The organism is Ramlibacter sp., from assembly GCF_035548915.1.
GTDB lineage: Bacteria > Pseudomonadota > Gammaproteobacteria > Burkholderiales > Burkholderiaceae_C > Ramlibacter.
On the sequence record NZ_DASZSE010000044.1, the window covers coordinates 170,163 to 191,432 of the forward strand.

General features: G+C 68.1%; 14 protein-coding genes and 1 pseudogene. 4 read left to right on the top strand and 11 right to left on the bottom strand.

Going from position 1 to position 21,270, the window contains the following annotated elements; genetic code table 11:
- Positions 1-36 precede the first annotated feature (36 nt).
- The 3 genes from VHA82_RS18805 to VHA82_RS18815 all read left to right on the top strand — a co-directional run bounded on the left by VHA82_RS18805 (position 37) and on the right by VHA82_RS18815 (position 3,251).
- A complete protein-coding gene (locus VHA82_RS18805) occupies positions 37-990 on the top strand; it encodes a histone deacetylase family protein (protein WP_325546608.1) in 954 nt (317 codons plus the stop codon).
- 97 nt (positions 991-1,087) lie between these two features.
- A complete protein-coding gene (locus VHA82_RS18810; RefSeq protein WP_325546610.1) occupies positions 1,088-1,870 on the top strand; it encodes an enoyl-CoA hydratase in 783 nt (260 codons plus the stop codon).
- Positions 1,871-1,943: 73 nt separating this feature from the next.
- Positions 1,944-3,251 (top strand): mechanosensitive ion channel family protein, encoded by a 1,308-nt coding sequence (locus VHA82_RS18815; protein ID WP_325546612.1) that lies wholly within the window; start codon positions 1,944-1,946, stop codon positions 3,249-3,251.
- Here the strand turns inward: VHA82_RS18815 and VHA82_RS18820 are convergent.
- The 7 genes and pseudogenes from VHA82_RS18820 to VHA82_RS18850 all read right to left on the bottom strand — a co-directional run bounded on the left by VHA82_RS18820 (position 3,196) and on the right by VHA82_RS18850 (position 9,137).
- Entirely contained in the window at positions 3,196-4,329 is a 1,134-nt protein-coding gene (locus VHA82_RS18820; RefSeq protein ID WP_325546615.1) for an ABC transporter permease, read from the bottom strand. The two genes, VHA82_RS18815 and VHA82_RS18820, sit on opposite strands and share 56 nt — an antisense overlap.
- 65 nt (positions 4,330-4,394) lie before the next feature.
- A pseudogene (locus VHA82_RS18825) lies at positions 4,395-5,090 on the bottom strand (ABC transporter ATP-binding protein); the annotation flags it as partial.
- A gap of 10 nt (positions 5,091-5,100) precedes the next feature.
- Positions 5,101-6,066 (bottom strand): HlyD family secretion protein, encoded by a 966-nt coding sequence (locus VHA82_RS18830; protein WP_325546617.1) that lies wholly within the window; start codon positions 6,064-6,066, stop codon positions 5,101-5,103.
- A 149-nt stretch (positions 6,067-6,215) separates the two neighbouring features.
- Positions 6,216-6,968: an iron dicitrate transport regulator FecR gene (locus tag VHA82_RS18835; RefSeq protein WP_325546619.1), complete on the bottom strand. Its 753-nt coding sequence runs from the start codon at positions 6,966-6,968 to the stop codon at positions 6,216-6,218.
- Positions 6,965-7,765 carry a BPSS1780 family membrane protein gene (locus VHA82_RS18840; RefSeq protein ID WP_325546621.1) on the bottom strand — a complete coding sequence of 267 codons (801 nt, stop codon included), beginning with the start codon at positions 7,763-7,765 and terminating at the stop codon, positions 6,965-6,967. The genes VHA82_RS18835 and VHA82_RS18840 overlap by 4 nt, the downstream gene beginning before the upstream one ends.
- Positions 7,766-7,861: 96 nt before the next feature.
- Positions 7,862-8,815, bottom strand: a complete 954-nt coding sequence (locus VHA82_RS18845) for a homoserine kinase (protein WP_325546623.1) — start codon at positions 8,813-8,815, stop codon at positions 7,862-7,864.
- 4 nt (positions 8,816-8,819) lie between these two features.
- Positions 8,820-9,137: a hypothetical protein gene (locus tag VHA82_RS18850; RefSeq protein ID WP_325546625.1), complete on the bottom strand. Its 318-nt coding sequence runs from the start codon at positions 9,135-9,137 to the stop codon at positions 8,820-8,822.
- A 182-nt stretch (positions 9,138-9,319) separates the two neighbouring features.
- Here VHA82_RS18850 and polA point away from each other — a divergent pair, with 182 nt between their 5' ends.
- Positions 9,320-12,124: a DNA polymerase I gene (gene polA, locus VHA82_RS18855; protein ID WP_325546627.1), complete on the top strand. Its 2,805-nt coding sequence runs from the start codon at positions 9,320-9,322 to the stop codon at positions 12,122-12,124.
- A gap of 69 nt (positions 12,125-12,193) precedes the next feature.
- Here polA and VHA82_RS18860 read toward each other — a convergent pair whose 3' ends face one another.
- The 4 genes from VHA82_RS18860 to VHA82_RS18875 all read right to left on the bottom strand — a co-directional run bounded on the left by VHA82_RS18860 (position 12,194) and on the right by VHA82_RS18875 (position 21,251).
- Complete coding sequence (locus VHA82_RS18860) at positions 12,194-12,490, bottom strand: hypothetical protein (protein ID WP_325546629.1); 297 nt, start codon at positions 12,488-12,490, stop codon at positions 12,194-12,196.
- A 61-nt stretch (positions 12,491-12,551) separates the two neighbouring features.
- Positions 12,552-14,684 carry a penicillin-binding protein 1C gene (pbpC, locus tag VHA82_RS18865; protein WP_325546631.1) on the bottom strand — a complete coding sequence of 711 codons (2,133 nt, stop codon included), beginning with the start codon at positions 14,682-14,684 and terminating at the stop codon, positions 12,552-12,554.
- Positions 14,681-20,575: an alpha-2-macroglobulin family protein gene (locus VHA82_RS18870; protein WP_325546634.1), complete on the bottom strand. Its 5,895-nt coding sequence runs from the start codon at positions 20,573-20,575 to the stop codon at positions 14,681-14,683. The genes pbpC and VHA82_RS18870 overlap by 4 nt, the downstream gene beginning before the upstream one ends.
- A 202-nt stretch (positions 20,576-20,777) precedes the next feature.
- Positions 20,778-21,251, bottom strand: coding sequence for a hemerythrin domain-containing protein (locus tag VHA82_RS18875; protein ID WP_325546636.1), 474 nt, complete (start codon positions 21,249-21,251; stop codon positions 20,778-20,780).
- Positions 21,252-21,270 lie beyond the last annotated feature (19 nt).

The following is a 21,270-nucleotide window of genomic DNA, read 5'->3' on the forward strand; positions in this document are numbered from 1 at the left end:
AACCTTACTGCAAATCGGGCCGATTGGAGACGAAGCGTGGGCAAGACCGGCTACTTCACCCACCCCGACTGCCGCCGCCACGACATGGGCCGCGGCCATCCCGAGTGTCCCGAGCGGCTCGACGCCATCGAGGACCGCCTGCTCGTCACGGGCGTGGGCGACGCGCTCGAACGGCGCGAAGCCCCGCTCGCGCCCACGGCGGACATCGAACTGGCGCACGACCGCCGCCACGTCGCCTCGATCCGCGGCCTGGCCGACGAGATTCGCGACCAGCAGGCGGCCGGCGGCGGGGAACTGCTCTATATCGACCCCGATACGGCGATGAACGAGTTCAGCTGGAACGCGGCGCTTCGGGCGGCCGGCGCGGCGCTCGCGGCCACGGACGCGGTGATCGGCGGCGAGCTGGAAAACGCCTTCTGCGCCGTGCGCCCGCCCGGGCACCACGCCATGCACGACCGGGCGATGGGCTTTTGCATCTTCAACAACATCGCCGTCGCGGCGCGCTATGCGCTCGAGCGGCACGGCCTGAAGCGCGTGGCGATCGTCGACTTCGACGTGCATCACGGCAACGGCACGGAAGACATCTTTTCCACCGACGAGCGCGTGCTGATGGTGGGCATCTTCCAGCACCCGTTCTATCCTTACAGCGGCACGAATCCGAAGTCGGACAACATGGTGAACGTGCCGGTGCCGGCGTATACGAAGGGTCCGGCGATCCGCGAGCTGGTGGAGCAGATGTGGCTGCCGCGGCTGGAAGAATTCAAGCCGGAGATGATCTTCGTCAGTGCGGGGTTCGATGCGCACCGCGAAGATGACCTGGGGCAGCTCGGGCTGGTGGAGGCCGACTACGAATGGTTCACGCAACAGATCAAGGCGGTCGCGAAGCGGCACTGCAAAGGCCGCATCGTCTCCAGCCTGGAAGGCGGCTACAACCTGAGCGCGCTCGGGCGCAGCGTGGAAGCGCACTTGCGCGTGCTGGCCGATGTCTAGCGGGTCATTCACAAGGCGACCGAGGCATCGTGCATCGTTCGTCATCCCCGCAAAAGCGGGGATCCAGGGCACCCCGTAACGCGTGGACGACACATCGATGAACGACGAACAACCCCTCCTCCTCGAAGAGCGCGACGCGCGCGGCGTCGTCACGCTCACGATGAACAGCCCGAAGACCTTCAACGCGCTCGGCGACGACATGCTCGCCGCGCTGCAGTCGGCCGTCGACCGCATCGCCTCCGACGGGTCGGTGCGCGCCGTGGTGATCGCAGGAAGCGGCAAGGCTTTCTGCGCCGGGCACAACCTGAAGGAAATGATCGCCCGGCCCGAACGCGCCTACTACGAGGACCTCTTCGCGCGCTGCAGCCGCCTCATGCTGTCGATCCAGGCGCTGCCCGTGCCCGTGATCGCGCGCGTGCATGCCATCGCGACGGCCGCGGGCTGCCAGCTCGTGGCGCAGTGCGACCTGGCCGTGGCCTCCACCGATGCGAGCTTCGCGATCAGCGGGGTGAACTTCGGCCTCATCTGCGGCACGCCGAGCGTCGCGCTCGTGCGCAACCTGCCCGTGAAGCAGGCGATGGAGATGATGCTGACGGGCGACTTCATCGACGCGAACGAGGCGCGCGAGCGCGCATTGGTCAACCGCGTCGTGCCGCCCGAACAGCTCGACGACGAGGTGGAGCGGCTCGTGGCGAGCATCGTCGCGAAGCCCCGCTTCGCGATCGCCCTGGGCAAGGAGCTGTTCTACCGCCAGCGCGAAATGGGCACGGCCGCGGCCTACCAGCTCGCCAACCAGGTGATGGCGACCAACATGATCCACGAGTGCGCGCAGGAAGGCGTGACCGCCTTCGTCGAAAAGCGCAAGCCGTCCTGGAAGTGAGCTGCCTTTCCCTCTCCCCCTCCGGGGGCGGGCTGGGGCGAGGACACTTCGCGCCACAACAACAACAACAACGATGACCGAACTCGATCGCCTGATCCGTGATCTCGCCCATGGCGCCGTGGGATGGGAGCTGCTCGCCCTGGTCGCCTGCATCGCGGCGGCGTGGGGCATCGCCTGGCTGCTCGGTCGCAGCCGCAACGAGGAATCGGTGTGGTTCGGCCGCGCGATCGTCGACGGGCTTCTCTTCCCGCTGCTGGCGCTCGTGCTGGTCTACTCCGCGCGCGGCGTCATGGGCAAGTTCCAGGCGGTGCCGCTCTTGCGGATCGCGGTGCCGGTGCTGATATCCCTCGCGGGCATCCGCTTCCTGGCGCGCGTGTTCACGATCGTGTTCCCGCGTTCGCCGCTTGCGCGACTGGTCGAGCGCCTGTTCTCGTGGCTCGCGTGGATCGCGGCCGTGCTGTGGATCGTCGGCCTGCTGCCCGACGTGATGGCCGAGATGGACAACATCGAATTCGCCTTCGGCAAGTCGAAGGTGACGTTGCTCGCGCTCGTGCAGGGAGTGCTTTCGGCCGGCGCGGTGCTCGTGTTGACGCTGTGGATTTCAGCCGCCATCGAACGCAACGTGCTGCGCGAGGCCGTGCACGATCTGTCGCTGCGCAAGGTGGCGAACAATTCGATCCGAGTCGTGCTGGTGATCGTGGGGCTGCTCTTCGCGCTGTCGGCGGTCGGCGTGGACCTCACCGCGCTGTCGGTGCTGGGTGGCGCCGTCGGCGTGGGCCTCGGATTCGGCCTGCAGAAGCTCGCTGCGAACTACATGAGCGGCTTCGTGATTCTCTGGGAGCGCAGCCTGCGCATCGGCGACACGGTGCGCGTCGACAATTTCGAGGGCGTGGTGGCGGACATCAAGACGCGCTACACCTTGATCCGTTCGTTGACGGGGCGCGAATCGATCGTGCCGAACGAGAAGCTCATCACCGAGCGCATCGAGAACCTGTCGCTCGCCGACCCGCGCGTCCTCGTGCAGACGGAAGTGACGGTGGGATACGACTCGGACGTCGATGCCGTGCAGCGCATCCTCGTCGAATCGGCGGCGGGCACGCCGCGGGTGATCGCGGAGCCGGCGCCGTCGCCGCGGCTGGCGCGCTTCGGGCCCGACGGGCTGGAGTGGGTGCTGTATTTCTGGATCGAGGATCCGGCGAACGGGCAGATGAACGTGAAGTCGGATGTGAATCTGCGGATTCTGAAAGGGCTGCGCGAGGCGGGGATCGAGATTCCGTATCCGCAGCGGGTGGTGGAAGTGCGTCATGCCCGGGAGGCACGGCCCCTCAATCCAGCGTCTGCCGATACCTCTTCAGCGCCACCGCCGACGCCACGACCATGAACGCGAGCAGCGGCCACAGCTCGCCCCATAGCTCCGCGAACCCCGTCCCCTTCAGCATGATCCCCCGCACGATCCTCAGGAAGTGCGTGAGCGGCAGCAGCTCCCCGATCGCCTGCGCCCACTCGGGCATCCCGCGAAACGGGAACATGAAGCCCGACAGCAGCATGCTCGGCAGGAAGAAAAAGAACGTCATCTGCATCGCCTGCAGCTGGTTGTGCGCCAGTGTGGAAAACGTGAAGCCCACGCCCAGATTCGCCACGATGAACACACCGATCATCGCGAGCAGGAGCGGGATGCTGCCCGTCATCGGCACGCGAAAGAGAAGCCACGCCGCACCGAGGATCACCGCGAGCTGCACGTACCCCATCACCACATAGGGCAGGATCTTGCCCGCCATCACCTCGGCCGGCCGCACCGGCGTGGCCAGCAGGTTCTCCATCGTGCCGCGCTCGCGCTCGCGCGTGATGGCCAGCGACGTGAGCATCACCATCGTCATCGTGAGGATCGTGCCGACGAGACCCGGAACGATGTTGTAGCGGGACAAGCCCTCGGGGTTGTACCGGCGGTGGACCACGACGTCATAGGGCAGCCCCTGCGCCTGCAGACGCATCAGCGGACCTTGCAGATCGCGCCTGAGCGCCTGCGCGGCCGCGCCCTGCAAGGCCGCGAGCGCCGGCCCCGCGGCCGACGGATCGGTCGCATCCGCGGCCAGCAGCAGCGCGGGTTTTTCGCCTCGCACGATGCGTTGCCCGAAGCGCGGCGGAATCACCACGAGGAACTGCACGTCGCCGGTCTCCAGCAGTCGCTCGGCCTCGGCTTCGCTCGTGCCGACGTGCGCGATCCTGAAATAGCCCGTGTTCTGCAGCGTGGCCACGATGCTGCGCGCCATGGGGCTCGCATCGGCCGAGACGAGCGCCGTCGGCAGGCCGCGCGGATCGGTGTTGATCGCGTAACCGAAGAGGATGAGCTGGATCACCGGAATGCCGATCGCCATCGCGAACGTGAGCCGGTCGCGCAGCATCTGCTGGAACTCCTTGATGAAGACCGCGAGCGTGCGGTTCCACGACAGGCCGATCATGCCGCGGCATCCGCGAAGTTGTCCTTCGCCCGGCCGATGAGACTCACGAACGCTTCCTCGAGCGTCGCGCCCGGCTCGAGCCCCGCCTGCCGGATCACCTCCTCGCCCGTGCCGCGCGCGAGCACCGTGCCGTACGCGATGTAGACGAGTTCGTGGCAGCGCTCGGCTTCATCCATGTAGTGCGTGGACACGAGCACCGTGATGCCTTCGGTCGCGAGCCGGTGGATTTCGTCCCAGAACTCGCGCCGCGCCTTCGGGTCCACGCCCGCCGTCGGCTCGTCGAGCAGGAGCAGCTTCGGGTGATGGATCATGCACGCGGCCAGCGCGAGCCGCTGCTTCCAGCCGCCCGAGAGCGTGCCCGCGAGCTGGTGCTGCCGCTGCACGAGGCCCAGGCGCTCGAGCGCGTCGTCGACTTCGCGCTGGCGGTCGGGCAGCTCGAAGAGGCGGCCGATGAAGTCGAGGTTCTGCCGGATCGTGAGGTCTTCGTAGAGGCCGAACTTCTGCGTCATGTAGCCCGCCTGCACCTTGATCCGGCGCGACTCGCGGATCACGTCGAGCCCGAGGCACGTGCCTTCGCCTTCGTCGGGCTTCAGGAGCCCGCACAGCATGCGGATGGTCGTCGTCTTGCCGCTGCCGTTCGGGCCGAGAAAACCGCAGATGCGTCCCGCGCCCACGCGCAGGTCCACGTGGTCGACCACCGCGCGCCCCGAATAGCGCTTCGTGAGCCCGCGCACGTCGATGGCCCACTGCGGGTCGGTCATGCGGGGTCGCTCATGAGCCGGTTGCGTTGCCCGCCGGACGCACGTCCAGCGGCTGGCCCGGACGCAGCCGCCGGGCATCCGCGGGCGCGGGCCGCGCCTCGATCAGGAACACGAGCTTTGCGCGCTGCGAATTCGAATAGATGACGGGCGGCGTGTATTCGGGCTGCGTCGCGATGAAGCTCACGCGCGCGTCGATCGGCGCGCCGCAGCCGTCGCACGAAAGCTTCACGCTGCGGCCGAGCGCGATCGAATGCAGTTCGTTTTCGGCGACGTAGAACCGCGCCTTGATGTTGGCAGCCGGCAGCAGCGCGAGCACGGGCTGCCCCGCCGCCACGAATTCACCGGGGCGGAAGAAGGTGTCGCTCACCACCGCGTCTTGCGGCGCCGTCTGCTGTTTCTGCCCCGTGCGCCACTGCGCCTGCTGCAGCGCCTGCTGCGCCGCTTCGACCTGTGCCTGCGCCGCGGCTTGCGTGTCGCCGCGCGCGGGCAGATGCGCGACCTGCAGCGCGGCTTCGAGTTCGGCCACACGCGCTCGTGCCTGCACGGCGGCCGCGCGCGACTGATCGAGGTCTTCGCGCGAGACGGCGCCGCCTTCGGCCACGCTCGACTTGCGCGCGAACTCGCGTTCGGCCAGGGCCTGCTGCGCGCGCGCCTGTTCGAGCTGGGCGCGTTGCACGGCGATTTCGGGTGGGCGGCGGCCTTTTTCGGTGTCGAGGGCCTGGGCGCGTGCGCTTGCCAGGCGCGCGCGCGCTTCGTCGCGGGCCGCCTCTTCAGAGCCGGATTCGAGTTCGAAAAGCGGTGTGCCGCGTTTCACCTGCTGGCCGGCGGCGACGGCAAGGCGCGAGAGCGTGCCCGCGAGCGGCGCGGCGATGTAGACGTAGTCGCCTTCGGCGTAGCCGGACCAGGGCTTGTCGCTGGAGTCGTTGCATGCGGCGAGCGCGAGGACAGCGGTCACGATCCAGGCGCTCGGTTTCATGGACCGGATCGTAGCGCCAAGATCGTGCTCACCGCAGAGGCGCAGAGAAACGCAGAGGGCCGCAGAGAGAATTCTTTCTTTTGTTCCTCTGCGGCCCTCTGCGCTCTCCGCGCCTCTGCGGTGAATGCCACAAGAGCGAAGACCCGCCCCTACCGCGGCGCCGCAGGATGCATCGAAGGCGGCTCCTGCTGCATGTACCCCTGCCCGTCCTTCACGCCCTTCCTGCCGAGAATCTGCCACGCCGTCTTCTGCCCGATCAGGCCCGCCATCGCTTCCAGTTCCTCGTCGGTGTGATTGATCGCCTTCGCGGGCGTGAGCAAGCGCCCGTTGCGCGGCTCGGGCTCGGCCCAGAACGACTGGTGGTATTCGGCCTGCGAGACGACCTGGTCGCCTCCCGCGTCGATGTCGATGGTGCCGTAGCAGTTGCAGAAATACGTGCGGTCCGCCTGGTTGGTGAAGATTTCCGTGTACACGCCCGTGCCGCGAATGCCCGCCGTGAGCGTCGGCGTCTGGATCGTGCGGGTGTTGCCGCGCGACCAGACGCTGATCACCGCGCCCGTGATCATCCGCAGCACGCTCACCGCGTCGAGCGTCGCGCCGCGCTCCACGGTCATGCGCGTGTTCTCGCGCGCGCCGAAGGCGGCATTGCCCATCACGAAGACGATGTGCGACCGCGGCCCCGTCTCGATCCGGTCGCCGGTCTGGATGTACGCGCCCGGCACGAGCTTTTCGCCGTTCAGGAGGATGTCGCCGCTGCGCTCCACCACGTTCGTGCGCTGCTGAGCCCACGCGGCGGAGAATCCGCCCATCGCGGTCCATGCGGCCGCCGCCCGCAGGAAGCTGCGGCGGCGAAACCAGAGAATCTCGTCTTCGGTGCGGCCAAGCAGGATGTGCTGTGTCATGGGTCTTCTCCGTGAGGGGGGGTCGATGCGGGCAAGTCGGGCGCTTCCTCGGGCGTCGCGACGAAGATGTCCCGGAAAGTGAAGTACATCGAAGTCGACATGATGGACATCACCAGCAGGCAGACGGGGATCATCGCTTCCAGCGTGGGCACGGTGCCGAAGAGCATCAGCACGAGATTGAGCGCGAGGCTCACGCCCATCAGGAAGACGAACCAGGTGACGCCGAACACGGCGAAGGCCCCGAGGTTGCGCCAGAAGGCGACCGCGCTGAAGAAAAGGCTCTTGGCGGGCCCGAGGCCGTGCCAGTGCACGAGCGCGGGCGCATGCGCGAAGAGCACCGCGAGCGGCAGTTGCAGCAGGGCGTAGACGAACACGCCCGTGCTCAGGCGGCCGAGGGCGGCGTCCACGGTGCCGCCCTGCGGGTCGGCCGCGTCGGGGCCCATGAAGGGGGCCACCGAGAAGAAGAGCACGAGCAGCGCCGCGGCGTAGATCGTGCCGAGCACGAGCATCGCACGGCCCCTCAGCTGCCCGGCCTGGAAGGCGCTCAGCAGCACCGACGGCATGGGAAACCGGCCCTCCGAGGCCTGCCGGCTCGCGGCCATCATGCCCAGCGTGGCGGCGGGCATCAGGACCATCGCGAGGAGCGGGCCGATCGTCGGCACCGCGGAAAGCAGGATGAACACCATGAAGAACATGAAGAAGAGTCCCGCGAGCGCCAGCGGCTGGCGCAGGAAGGTCTGGATGCCGAGCTTGACCCACAGGATGCCGGTGCGTGCCGGGACGATATTCAGTTTCACAGATGGATACGCAGGGAAGTCGTCATTGGACGCGGCAAAGTGACAGGCGAAGAGCATCGCCTCTTTCCGCTTGCGTGACAAATTTAACGGGTGGGCTCAATCCATGCGCAGCGGGTGGGCGACTCGTTCGCGCAACACCCTCTCGAAATGGGTCGGATCGTGCGGTTTCAGCAGCGCCGCGTCGCGGGGCAGGTGGAAGTCCCACAGGCGCGACACCCAGAAGCGCAGGGCGCCGGCGCGCAGCATGGCCGGCAGCAGCCCGCGCTCGGCCGCCGAAAGCGGCCGCACGCGCATGTAGGCGGCGAGCAGCGCCCGGGCGCGGTCGGGTTCGTGCCGGCCGGTGGCGAGGTCGATGCACCAGTCGTTCAGGCACACGGCCAGATCGAACAGCCAGCTGTCCACCCCCGCGAAATAGAAGTCGAAGACGCCCGTGAGCCGCCCGTCCTGGAACATGACGTTGTCCCGGAAGAGATCGGCGTGCACCGGGCCGCGGGGCAAGGCGGCGTACGCCGAGCCGGCGGCGACGTGGTTCTGGTAGGCGAGCTCGCCGGTGAGCAGCGCCGCCTGGCTTGCCTCGAGGAAGGGGAGCACGACCGGCACCGTCTCGTTCCACCACGCGAGGCCGCGCAGGTTCGGCTGCCGGCCCTCGTAGTCGCGCGCCGCGAGGTGCATGCGAGCCACCATCGCGCCCACCTCCGCGCAGTGATGCACGGCCGGGGCGAGCTCGCTGTGGCCCGGGAGCCTGTTCACGATCGCCGCGGGCTTGCCGCGAAGGCTGTGCAGGATTTCGCCCCCGGCGTCCGGTTGGGGGTCGGGCACGGGGATGCCGTGGTGCGCCAGGTGCTTCATCAGGTGCAGGTAGAACGGCAGGTGCTCGAAGTCCAGCCGCTCGAAGAGCGTGAGCACGTAGTCGCCCGATTCGGACGTGACGAAGTAGTTGGTGTTCTCGATGCCGCCGTGGATGCCGCGCAGTTCCTTCAGCGCGCCCAGGTTCAGCTTGCGCAGGAGCGCTTCGGCCTCGTCCGCGGAGACTTCGGTGAAGACGGCCACGGGTTCAGAAGGAAAAGACGTTCCAGACGCGCTTGCCGTTGGCGGCGGAAAGCCCGTCGCGCGCGTCGCCGGGGCGGTCGCGCAGCATGTGCGAAGGCTCGATCTCGTAGGCGGGCAGCGAGCTGTGCTTCGGCTGGACGGTGATGCGTTCGGCCTGGCCCGCGACGCGCAATTCGTCGATGCGCGTGGCGTCGTCCTCGGTCACGATGTGCTCGATCTTCTGGTTCTTGCGCGGGTCGAGCTTCTCGCGGGGCGCGTCGGGGGGTGTTTGTGCCAGGGCGGAGGAGGCCAGAGCCAGCGTGAGCAGGAGCGGGGCGCGCATGAGGGGGATTGTAGGTAGGTTTTTCGACGCAGAGGACGCAGAGGTTACGCAGAAGACGCAGAGGAATCAGAAGGTCTGGATCGGCTTCGAATTCTGAAGGGGACTTTCTTTGCGTCCTCTGCGTCACCTTCGCGTCCTCTGCGTAAAAGGTATCCCGCCCCCCGCGAGGCACAATCCAACCCATGAGCGAGCCCCAATCCAAGAAGGTGCTGCTGCTGGTCGACGGGTCCAGCTACCTGTACCGCGCCTTCCACGCCATGCCCGACCTGCGCGTGGTCCCGGGTGACCCCGCGAGTCCCGCGACCGGCGCCATCCGCGGCATGATCAACATGATGCAGAAGCTGCGCAAGGACGTGCGCGCGGACTATGCCGCCTGCGTGTTCGATGCGCCCGGCACCACGTTTCGCGACGACATCTATCCGCAGTACAAGGCCACCCGCTCGCCGATGCCGAGCGATCTGCGCGCGCAGATCGACCCGATCCACGAAGTCGTGCAGCTCCTCGGCTGGAAGGTGCTCAACGTGCCCGGCGTGGAAGCCGACGACGTGATCGGCACGCTCGCGTGCGTGGGCACGCGGCACGGCTTCGAAACCGTCATCTCGAGCGGCGACAAGGACCTCTCGCAGCTCGTGAACGAGTCGGTGGTCGTGATCGACACGATGAACGACCGCAAGCGCGACATCCGCGGCGTGGAGGAAGAGTTCGGCGTGCCGCCGCGGCTCATGGTGGACTACCAGGCGCTCGTCGGCGATTCGGTCGACAACGTCCCCGGCGTGGACAAGGTCGGGCCCAAGACCGCGGTGAAGCTGCTGCAGGAATACGGCTCGCTCGACAACCTGATCGCGCACGCGCACGAGGTGAAGGGCGCCGTCGGCGAGAACCTGCGCCGCGCCCTCGAATGGCTGCCCACCGGGCGCAGGATCCTCACGATCCGCACCGACTGCGACCTGAAGGACCACATCGCGGGCTTCCCCTCGCTGGAAGAAATCGCGATCGGCGGGCAGGATACCGAGAAGCTCAAGGTCTTCTACGACCGCTACGGCTTCAAGGGGCTCGTGAAGCAGCTCGAAATCCACGACGTGCCGCCGGAGCTGATCGAGGAGCAGCGCACGAAAAAGCGCGTCGGCCCGGGCTCCGCCGCGCCGATCGACGAGCCGGACCTGAGTGGCCTCTCGCGCGTCACGAACCTTCAGTACGACTGCATCTTCCACTGGGACGAGTTCGACCGGTGGCTCGCGAAGATCGAGTCCGCCGAACTCGTCGCGCTCGACACCGAAACGGATTCGCTCGACGAGATGCGCGCATCGATCGTGGGGCTCTCGTTCAGCATCGAGCCCGGCGTGGCGTGCTACATCCCGCTCACGCACGACTACCAGGGCGCGCCGGACCAGCTGCCGCGCGACGAAGTCCTCGCGAAGCTGAAGCCGTGGCTTCAGGACCCCGCGAAGGCGAAGCTCGGGCAGCACATCAAGTACGACCGGCACGTGTTCGCCAACCACGGCGTCGAAGTGCAGGGCTACGCGCACGACACGATGCTGCAAAGCTACGTGCTGGAAGTGCACAAGCCGCACGGCCTGGCGTCGCTGGCCGAGCGCCACCTCGGGCGCAGCGGGATCGACTACGAGACGATCGCGGGCAAGGGCGCCAACCAGATCGGCTTCAACCAGGTGCCGATCGACAAGGCCGCCGAATACTCCTGCGAGGATTCGGATCAGACGCTGGACGTGCACCTGGTGCTCTGGGACAAGCTGCAGCGGGACGCGAAGCTGCGCTTCATCTACGAGCTGGAAATCCAGTGCAGCGAAGTGCTTTACCGCGTGGAGCGCAACGGCGTGCTGATCGACGCGGCGGAACTCGAGCGGCAAAGCAAGGAACTCGGGGCGCGCATCATGCAATTGGAGCGCGATGCGCACGAACTCGCGGGACAGCCCTTCAATCTCGGCAGCCCCAAGCAGATCGGCGAAATCTTCTTCGGCAAGCTCGGCCTGCCCGTCGTGAAGAAGACGGCCAGCGGCAGCCCGAGCACGGACGAAGAGGTGCTCGAAAAACTCGCCGAGGATTTCCCGCTGCCCGCGAAGGTGCTGGAGCACCGCTCGCTCTCGAAGCTGAAGGGCACCTATACCGACAAGCTCGCGCAGATGCAGCATCCGCGCACGGGCCGCGTGCATACACACTACGCGCAGGCGGTGGCGGTGACGGGGCGCCTTTCGAGCAACGATCCGAACCTGCAGAACATTCCGATCCGCACGGCCGAGGGCCGCCGCATCCGCGAGGCCTTCATCGCGCCGCCGGGGCACCTGATCGCAAGCGCGGACTATTCGCAGATCGAACTGCGCATCATGGCGCACATCAGCGAGGACGAGGCGCTCACGCGCGCGTTCCGCGAGAACGTCGACGTGCACCGCGCGACCGCGAGCGAAGTGTTCGGCGTCGCGGTGAACGAGGTGTCGAGCGAACAGCGGCGCTATGCGAAAGTGATCAACTTCGGACTGATCTACGGCATGTCGAGCTTCGGGCTCGCGCGCAACCTGGGCATCGAGAACGCGGCGGCCAAGGCCTACATCGACCGCTACTTCCAGCGCTATCCGGGCGTGAAGCAGTACATGGACGAAACGCGGCTTTCGGCCAAGAGCCGGGGTTATGTGGAGACGGTGTTCGGCCGGCGCCTCTATCTGCCCGAGATCAATTCACCCAATGGCCCGCGGCGCGGCAGCGCGGAGCGGCAGGCGATCAACGCGCCGATGCAGGGAACGGCGGCGGACCTCATCAAGCTGTCGATGGTGAAGGTGCAGCAGGTGCTCGATGGCGAAAAGCGCCGCACGAAGATGATCATGCAGGTGCACGATGAGCTCGTGTTCGAGGTGCCCGAGGACGAAGTCGAGTGGGCGCGCGCCGAGATTCCACGGATGATGGCCTCGGTCGCGGAGTTGCGGGTGCCGCTTTTGGCCGAGTTCGGAGTGGGACCGACGTGGGAGAAGGCGCACTAGACCTGATGGCGGCGGCGGGGCTGTTTCTCCCTCTCCCTGTGGGAGAGGGTGGGGGTGAGGGCAGTGCGATCAGCGGGCCAGCAGGTTCTCGAACTTCGTGTGCGTGTGGTTGGCGTGCATCGCATCGCCCACTTCATCCTTGTAGTTGGCCGATGTCCCCCGAGTCCCGCTAGCATAGTGACCCACATGCTTGGCGAAGCTTCGCAACGCAGGCGTCGAACCGCGCACTTGGCGATAGTAGCTGTCGACAGACAGGCGCAACACCTCGCTCACGCTCACGCCCAACGACTTGACCAGGTATTCGACCTGCCGTTCGGCTTCGCCCTCGAATCTGCCGTTGACCCGCACGATGGACTCCTCTTTCATGTCATACAGCGTATGGCATCGACGCACGCCCCGCAAGCGCAGCGGCAATCCCTGCCCGCACCTACGATCCCTTGTGCCGAACGCGTTGCTGCTTCAGTCCGGCACCCCGCACCTCCACATGCGCGGTCTCGATCAACGCGCCGCCTTCATCGACCAGTTCGATCGCATGACGGCCCGGCCACGGCATCCACGCGGCCGTCGTGCCGCGCGCGATCTCGCGGCCATCCACTCGCCAACGCACGCGCGCGCCGGTTGCCGACAGCGCAAGCCGCTGGCGCGCGGGCGGGATGTCGGGGTCGAGCGCGATGATCGTGCCGTCGGCGGGCGTGCGAATCCTGCGCGCCGCCGCCATGGCGCTCTCGTCCTGCAACGCGATCACCGGCTGCCCGGTCCCGGCGATGAACCACTCGTCGCGTGAGGCCTCGACGTTGTCGGTGAAGCGGATGCGCGTCCGCTCCAGACCAGGTGGCGCAGCGGGCGCGCGCGATGGCGTGCGAGCGTGCAGATACCGCATCACCTCGGCCCACACCGGGGCGGCGCCGCTCGTGCCGCTCACGTCGTGCATCGGCTCACCGCTCGCGTTGCCAACCCACACGCCCACGGTATAGCGCTCCGACCAGCCCACCGCCCAGTTGTCGCGCATGTCCTTGCTCGTGCCCGTCTTCACGGCCGTCCAGAAGCGGGTGGCGAGCAGGCTGTCCGTGCCGAACGTCCGCGCCCGCGCGTTCGGATCGGAGAGGATGTCGCCCACGATGAACGCGGCCGCGGGATCGAGCGCCGCAACGGCCGGCGCGGGTCGGCCCGGCAGCCACTTCACGGCGCCCATGCGGCCCTGGTTCGCGAGCGTGCGATACGCGTTGGCGAGCCCGAGCAGCGACACTTCGGCGCTGCCCAGCGCGAGGCTGTAGCCGTAGTACTCGCCCGACTGCTTCAGCGCGAGGCCCGATGCGCGCAGCGCGCGCGCCATCGATTCCGGCGTGACCATCACGAGTGCGCGCACGGCCGGCACGTTCAGCGACGCGCCGAGCGCCGTGCGCACCGAGACCCAGCCCTTGAAGTGATGATCGTAGTTCTCGGGGATGTAGAGGCCCGACGCGGTCGGGATGCTCGCGGGCGAGTCGTGCAGAAGCGATGCGGCCGTGAGGCGCCGCTCGGCGAACGCCTGCGCGTAAAGAAAGGGCTTGAGAGTCGAGCCGGCCTGGCGCGGGGCCGTCACCGCGTCGACTTCCGGCGCGTCGCTCAGGTCGCCCGAGGAGCCGACCCACGCGAGGACGTCGCCGCTCGCGTTGTCGAGCACGAGCACGGCGCCGTCCTCGACATTGCGACTGCGCAGTTCACGCAGATGGCGGCGCAGCGACTCGGTCGCGAACCGCTGCACGTCGGCGCGCAATGTGGTGCGTATGCGCGCGCCCGGCGGTTGGCCTCGCACCGCGACGCGCGCGAAGTGCGGCGCGATCCCCGCGCTGCCCGGGTACGAGCTCGCGCGCAAGGCGCTCGCGGTGACGAGGTCGATGCTCGCGCAGTCGCGTGCGCCGCCGGCGTCGCGCAGCACGGCGCACGCGCGCTTCGCGACCTGAACCGCGGAGGCGTTGGGCGCGCGCACCAATGCCGCCGCGATCGCGCCTTCTTCCGCATCCAGTCCATGCGGCGCCTTGCCGAACAGCGTGCGCGACAGCGCGTCGATGCCGACGATTTCGCCGCGAAACGACACGAGATTCAGATACGCCTCGAGAATCTGCTCCTTGCGCCAGCGGGTTTCCAGCCACGCGGCCAGGGCGGCCTGCTCCAGCTTCGTGCCGAGGCCGCGCGGGCCACGCGAGCGCTTCACATCCTCGTCGAGCAGCCCGGCGAGCTGCATGGTGAGCGTGGAGGCGCCGCGCGTCCTGCGGTTCCACAGGTTCGCCCATGCCGCGGCAGGCACCGCGCGCCAGTCGATGCCGCTGTGTTCCCAGAAGCGGCGGTCCTCGGAGTACACGATGGCCGCGAGCAGCGCCGGCGACATGTCCGCAAGCGCCACCCAGCCGCCTCGGCGCACGGACGCGTCGGTGCGCACGCGCTGCAAGGTTTCACCGTCGCGATCGAGCACGAGCGTTTCCGAGGAACGCCACGCGTTGCGCACTTCGTCGAAGGAGGGCGTCGCCTGCGCGAGCGTGATGGCGCAAGCGCACAGGATCGCCGCGAGCACGCGCCTCATCGGCCTGGCTCCACCTTCACTCGCACGTTCGGAAGCTCGCCGAACATTTCCGGCGCGTACATCGCCTCCACGCGCGTGGGCGGGAGCGCGAAGTCGCCGACATTGTTCAGGCGCATCGTGTAGTCGACGCGCAGGTTGCCCTTCGGCACGTATTCGTAGTAGCCGCGGAAGCCCTCGAAGCTTCGCTCCTCGAAGGCGGGCCAGGCCGAGCCTGCTCGTTTCTCGCCTTGCGTGGCGATCTGCGAATCGTGCCCGAGGCCCGAGCCCAGCAAGGTGGCGCCACCAGGGACCGGGTCGGAGACCACGACCCACGTCATGTCCGCCGAGGCGTTGACTTCCAGCGTCACGCGCACGACGTCGCCCCGGCTCCAGCGTCCGGCGACTGCCTGCTCCACGGGCGCGATCGTCTTCTTTACTTCGTAGCCCGCGAAGAAGGGCGCGGCCAGCGGCACGGCCGCCACCGATTGCACGGTGAGCCAGGGCTTGCCCGTGCCCTGCTGCGCGATGCTGAGGGCGCGCGTCTCCTGTTTCGCGCCGGCATCCTGCGGCCAGGGCAGCAGCACGGTGTTGTTGCGCAGATTGCCGGGACTCGCGGGTGCACCGAAGACTCGCGTCTGCGGCAAGCCACCGGAGGCCGCGCCTGAGCCTGCGGCCCCCACGCGTTCCACTCGCGACCAGTCCACCGCAGCCGAAGAAGCGCCCAGCGATGCGCGCGTGGCGCCCGTGACCGCCGCGGATTCGAACTTTCGCGAGAACTTCTCGAGCGTGAGCCCGCCCCAGAGGTTGGCGGTGGTTGTGAGCCACGCGCCGCGCCGCTGGCGCGCGATGAAGCCGTTGGCCAGACGCCCCATGTCGTCGCTCCACGCGGGGTCGTCGAGCACGGCGAGGATGAGGCGCGCGGTGTTCACGTCGCCGTTGGCCATGAGCCACCACCAGAAGTCGTCGCGTTCCGTACTGAAGACGAGCTTCGTGCCCTGGTAGGAAAGCCGCGCCCGCAGCACCTGAGCGGCTTCGGCCAGGCGCTGGTCGCGCTGCGGGATGTCCGGCACGCGCTTCAGGATGTCGAGCCAGTCGATGACGGCACTCGTGGGCCACTGGTTCGGCGCGATCGTGATGCTCGCCAGGAGCCGCGCCGGCGCCTTGCCGTAGCGCGAGAGCGCTTCGATCGCCGCGAGCTTGCGCACGTCGAGGTCCTTGCGCGGCGCCCAGAAGTTGCGCTGGATGCGGCCTTCGACGAAGGCGGTGAGACCGCGTTCCATCGGCGCCCGCACGTCGTCGGGCAGCGCGAAGGCCGGATCGAGCGACGCAGCCTCGTGCGTCGCGGCCAGCACATACGCCGTGAGGATGTCGCTGCCGTGGTCGGCCTCGCCGTCGCGCGGCGGGAAGTAACTGGCGAGACCGTCCCGGTCGAGGTAGGAGGGCAATTGCGCGACGACGGCTTGCCACATCGCCGCGTCGCGCAGGCCGACCGACTTGCTCGCCTTCTGTTCGAGGCAGATGAAGGGATAGGCAGCGAACCAGTCGCGCACGCCGTCGAGGCCCTCGGCAAGCTTCGGCTGCAGCGCAAGGCGAATGCCGCCGCGCCCCGCGATCGCGCCCACGGGCGGCGCCACGTCGAGCGTGTAGGGCTTGTCCAGCTGCACGAGGGTTGCCTGCTGCACCGTGAGCGGCACGGCCGGCACGATCCGCTGGCTGATCTTCAGCGCATCGCGTGCGCCGCCGAGCGTGTCGCGCGCCTCCACTTCCCACAGGATCGCCTCGGTGCGCGTGAAGGCGAGCGACGCGGGCGCCGTCACGTTCCACTCGAGCGTGCGCGCTTCGGAGGCGGGGATGTCGATCGTCTGCGGCGGCAACGTGATGAGCGTCGCCCGCGGCGCGACCTCGACTCTCATCGCGCGGGCCGTGGTGTTGCGAAGCGTGAGCTGCGCGGCGAACTGGTCGCCTTCGCGCACGAGCGGCGGCAAGCCGCTGATGATCTGCAGATCCTGCGTCGAGCGGATCGTGGTCCGGCCGGTGCCGAACAAGCCCGTGCCCATGTCGGCAACGGCCACGATGCGGAAGGTCGTGAGCGCATCGTTCAGCGGCACGTCGACCGTCGCGCGCCCCTGCGCGTCGAGTTGCACCCGCGGATTCCACACGAGCAGCGTGTCGAGCAGCTCGCGCTGCGGACTCTTGCCGCCACCGCCGCCTGCCGGTGCGGCCTTTCTGCCGTAGTGGCGCCGGCCGATGATTTCCATCTGCGCGGTGGAAGTCTCCACGCCCCAGCTGCGGCGCTGCAGCATCGCTTCGAGCAGGTTCCACGTGTCGTTGGGCATCAGCTCCAGCAGCGCCTGGTCCACCGCGGCGAGCGCCACTTCCGCATTCGCGGCAGGCTGGCCGCCCGGCTGCGTCACCTGAATCGAGACACGCGCATGGCCGCGAACGGGGTAGGCTTCCTTGTCGGCCTTCACGCTCACGCCGAGTTCGTAGCCCTTCGTTCCCACGCGCACTTCGGCGAGACCCAGGCGGTACGCCGGTTTCGACAGATCGACCAGCGCGGTCGGTGCGACGTATTCGCGGCCTTCGAACCAGAACGCATGCCACCACTCGCGCGGCACCTTGTAGCCCCACGTGAAGAAGCTGTACCACGGCACTTCGCGCAGCCGGCCGCGCAATGCGAGCACGCTCACGTAGACGTTGGGTCCCCAGCCTTCCTCGATGCGAAGCTGCACGGTGGGATCGTCGCCGCGCAGTTGCACCACGTGCGACGCGATGATGCCTTCTCGCTCCACGGTGACCAGCGCGGTCGCGTAGCGAAACGGCATGCGCACCTGGAATTTCGCGGTCTCGCCGGGCTGATAGCTCTTCTTCTCCGGCAGCACGTCGATGCGATCGGTGTTGTCGCCGCCGAACCAGAGCTCGCCTTGCTTTGTGACCCACACGCTCGTCGCGGCCTGGCTCGCGTGGCCCTGCGCGTCGGTGGCGCTCGCCACGAGTTCGATCTCCCCCGCATCGTCGAACGACGCTTCGCAAAGGACGAGCCCGCGCGCATCGCTCTTGCCATCGCACACGGCGCCGAGATCGCGGGTCGATGTGCGGTTGTCATAGGTGTAGAAGCCCCCGACCATGCGCTTGCGGCTCGTCGTGGTGACTCGCGCCGTGGCCTTCACCGCCACCGGGACACCCGCCTGCGGCTTGCCGTCGAGCCCCAGCGCGATGGCCTGGAAGCGGATCTTGCGTCCCACGGAGACCCAGTTCTCGGCGCGGATGCCGGCGACCACCGCCGCGGGCCACAGCGCGTTCACGCTGCGCAACGTCTGCACTTCGCCGTTCGGGTCGGCGTAGCTCGCCTCGAGCACGAGTTCGCGTGCGCGGGGAGATTTCGGGATCGGCTCGATGGTGACTTGTCCCGTTCCGTTGCGGTCCAGCGTGACGGGCAACTTGTCCGCGACGATGCGCGAATCGTCCGCGCTTTGCGCATCCTCGTCGTCGGCCGCGCCTTCTTCGCGACGCTGTCGCGGCGGATCGAATCCGAATTCGTCGTAGTCGGCAAATCGTATGGCCTTCGTGCGAACCAGCGCGGAGACGCGCACCGGCAGATTGGCGGCCGCGCCGCCCGAGACGTAGTGGACCTCCACGCCGGCCGCGACACGCTGGGCATCGACCAGCGCGCCCTTTTGAGCCGGCGCGACGCGGCCTTCGAAGACCGGCAGCCGGAACTCCTCCACGCGGAACTCCACCGTCTGGAAGGAGCGCGACTCCGGCCCGCCCAGCGTGACCGAGTAGACACCCAGCTTCGCCGCGGGCGGCACCTGGAACCGCGACTCGGCGCTCAGGCCGCCGGTCGGCGTCTTGCGCCACGCGAGCGGTTGCGTGAATTGCTGGCCGCTGCCCACATGCGTCACCACCAATTCACCGGGAGGGTCGGGCGGCAGTCCCAGGCCGCGACTCGTTTCCACGCGCGCGATGTGCTTCATCGACACCGTCTCGCCGGCGCGCACGAGCGTGCGGTCAAGGATGCTGTGAAAGCGGCGGTCCGGTTGCGCTTCGCGGCTCACCGGCACGTTGAAGCGCCAGGGGTCGATGCCGCGATACCAGTCGCTGAAGGTGAAGGCGAGGTCCTCGCCGCTGTGCGCATCCTTCGTCCGCGCGCTCACGAAGTACGCCGCGCGGCCGCCGTCGTCGTCGCTGCCGCCGCAGCGTGGCGGCTGCGGCGCGATGGCCTTGAATTCGGCGATGCCCTGCGCGTTGGTGACGCCGCTCGCGACTTCGGTGCCATTGCAAGTCGAGACACGCACACGCGCATTGGGCACGACCGTGCCCTTGTCGAGCGTCGTCACCCACGCGATCGCGTTCTCGCGACCCAACTTGAAGTGCACGCCGAGATTGGTTACGAGCGCCGTCGTGCGGACGTACATCTTGCGGCGCGCGCCGTAGCGCGGATCGAGCAGCGATTGCGCGAGCAGCGGCGACGCAATCTCCACCACGTGAAAGCCGGGCTGCAGCGGAATGCCCACGACTTCGAAGGGCCGCGGGTCGTCGCCTTCCGCGCGCGGCAACTGCAGCACGCGCGTGCCCGGCTGGCCGTCCAGCAGGGACACCGCCCGCGCTTCCACGCGGTCGGGCTCCTGCGGGTCCACCACCGGCGGCAGCGGCACGCGCGAATCCGCCTTGGCCTGCGCGCGATCCACCCAGCTCTCGTGATACTGCTGCACCTTGAGCAGCCAGCGCACGATGTCCGCGTCGGCCTTCGGCTGCAGGTCGCCCACCTTCGACGGCGCGGCGCCCTGCACGCGCAGTGCCTGTTCCACACGACGCAGCGTCACGGGCAGCAGCGGGCCCGAATCGGGCTCGGCATACCGCTCGACGATGCCGAAGGGCGCGGCCGCGAATTTGGCGAGCGGCGGCATCGCGGCGGTAGTGAACTTCAGCGGGAACGCATCGGCATTGCGCAAGGCTCGCCCGGAGGCATCGCGGAAATCCCTGGGCAGTTCGACGGCCATCTCGGCTCGCTCGGCGAGCGGCCCGGGAAAGGTCACGGAGTCGACGACGCTCTCGGCGTCCGTTGCGCCCGCGTCCAGCTTCGGCGCGATCGTGCCTCGGGCCGTCTTCAGGCGGATCTGCTCCGCGTACTTGCGAGGCACCGGCGCGTTGAAGGTGAGCGTGACGGGACGGATCGGAAGGCAGGGCGACTGCGCGTTCTCGCGCTCGCAGCCGAACGCGATCGCGAACGGCTCGCGCACGCGGTATTCGAAGCGCTTCTCCACCGCGTTCGCGATGCCGCTGGGCGTGCGAACGCCTTTGCCGTAGACGATCTGCACCTTCGCGTCGGCAGGCAGCCGCCGGTTGCAAGCGAAGGTGAGGTAGCGCAGCGGCGTCTTCGCGGCCGCCTTGTCCACGCGCAGGGCCTCGAGCATCTCGTCACGTTCGCGGCCTTGCACGAGCCGCACGGGTACGCGTTCGCCGATGCCTTCGACCACGCAGCCGATGCCCTCCCGCACGCTCGCGAGCGTGGCGTCGCCGTTCAGGACGAAGAGAAACTGTTGCTCTTCGTCGATGCGGTCGCCCGCGGGACGCGCCCAGCGTACATAGGGGCCGCCCGTGTTGAAGCGCCATTCGCCCGCGGTGAGTTCGCCCTTGATCGGCTTGAATGCTTCGCGCGTTCGCAGGGTGCAGGCGATGCCGGGCGGAAGATCCTCGCGGAAGTCGAACACCCATTCGCGCTCGCTCGTCCAGCGGCCGTTGCCCGCGGTGGCTTGCGCATCGCTGCAGGTGATCTGCAGCGGCGCGGGCGCCTTCGGGTCTCCGAAGGCGAGCACGGCGTTATCGAACTTCGCGACCACCTGCCGCACGCGCGAGACTTCGCCCTGAGGCGAGACGCTCACGATGCGCGCCGCGTGCGCGCCGATCATGGTGCAGCAGCCGAGCAGGGCTGCCGCAAGGCGGATTCTTGTTTTTTTCGTCAGCACTCCGATCCCTCTCGCTTCGCTCTGGAGATGCGCACCTGGCGCGAAGCGAGATGATCGGTGCAGCGCTACGGTGGGTCAAGCGAGCCGAACTCGGTCGCCGCTGACGCTCCCTCTCCCTCTCCCTCCGGGAGAGGGTTGGTCTTCCCTACGCCGCCGTCATCGACACGAGTTCCTGCTGCCTTTGCCGCAACTGGTCCCGCAACGCCACCAGATCCATCCCCGGTGCCGTCCTCGCTTTCGGAAACAGCTCGTCGCGTTCCTCCTTCACGTGATGCTCGATCGCCCTGTTCAGGCGGGCCACGAGATCGTCCACTTCCGCGCTCGCCGCGCCTGCTTCGCGAATCTGCGCGATGAGTGCCTTGGCTTGCGCATGCTCTTCCTCGGCTTCGTCCAGCAAGTCGCCATCGGCGGGCAGTGCCTCGCGCAGCGCGGGGTAGAAGATTTCTTCTTCGATCTGCGCATGCACGCTGAGCTCGTCGCAGATCTTCATCGCGATGTCGAGCCGGTTCACGGCATCCGGCGAATCCGGCGCGACCGCAAGGCGCGCGTAGCCGACGAAGAGGTGCTTGACGGCAATGTGGTCCGCATCGAGCAACTCGCACGCGTCCCGGTATTCCATGGTGATCATTTCAGTTCTC

Bases quoted from the DNA above. Each gene is read 5' to 3' on its own strand.
- VHA82_RS18810 (WP_325546610.1), top strand. From the start codon at position 1,088: ATGAACGACGAACAACCCCTCCTCCTCGAAGAGCGCGACGCGCGCGGC.
- VHA82_RS18815 (WP_325546612.1), top strand. From the start codon at position 1,944: ATGACCGAACTCGATCGCCTGATCCGTGATCTCGCCCATGGCGCCGTG.
- VHA82_RS18820 (WP_325546615.1), bottom strand. From the start codon at position 4,329: ATGATCGGCCTGTCGTGGAACCGCACGCTCGCGGTCTTCATCAAGGAG.
- VHA82_RS18830 (WP_325546617.1), bottom strand. From the start codon at position 6,066: ATGAAACCGAGCGCCTGGATCGTGACCGCTGTCCTCGCGCTCGCCGCA.
- VHA82_RS18835 (WP_325546619.1), bottom strand. From the start codon at position 6,968: ATGACACAGCACATCCTGCTTGGCCGCACCGAAGACGAGATTCTCTGG.
- VHA82_RS18850 (WP_325546625.1), bottom strand. From the start codon at position 9,137: ATGCGCGCCCCGCTCCTGCTCACGCTGGCTCTGGCCTCCTCCGCCCTG.
- polA (WP_325546627.1), top strand. From the start codon at position 9,320: ATGAGCGAGCCCCAATCCAAGAAGGTGCTGCTGCTGGTCGACGGGTCC.
- VHA82_RS18860 (WP_325546629.1), bottom strand. From the start codon at position 12,490: ATGAAAGAGGAGTCCATCGTGCGGGTCAACGGCAGATTCGAGGGCGAA.
- pbpC (WP_325546631.1), bottom strand. From the start codon at position 14,684: ATGAGGCGCGTGCTCGCGGCGATCCTGTGCGCTTGCGCCATCACGCTC.
- VHA82_RS18870 (WP_325546634.1), bottom strand. From the start codon at position 20,575: ATGATCGGCGCGCACGCGGCGCGCATCGTGAGCGTCTCGCCTCAGGGC.
- VHA82_RS18875 (WP_325546636.1), bottom strand. From the start codon at position 21,251: ATGGAATACCGGGACGCGTGCGAGTTGCTCGATGCGGACCACATTGCC.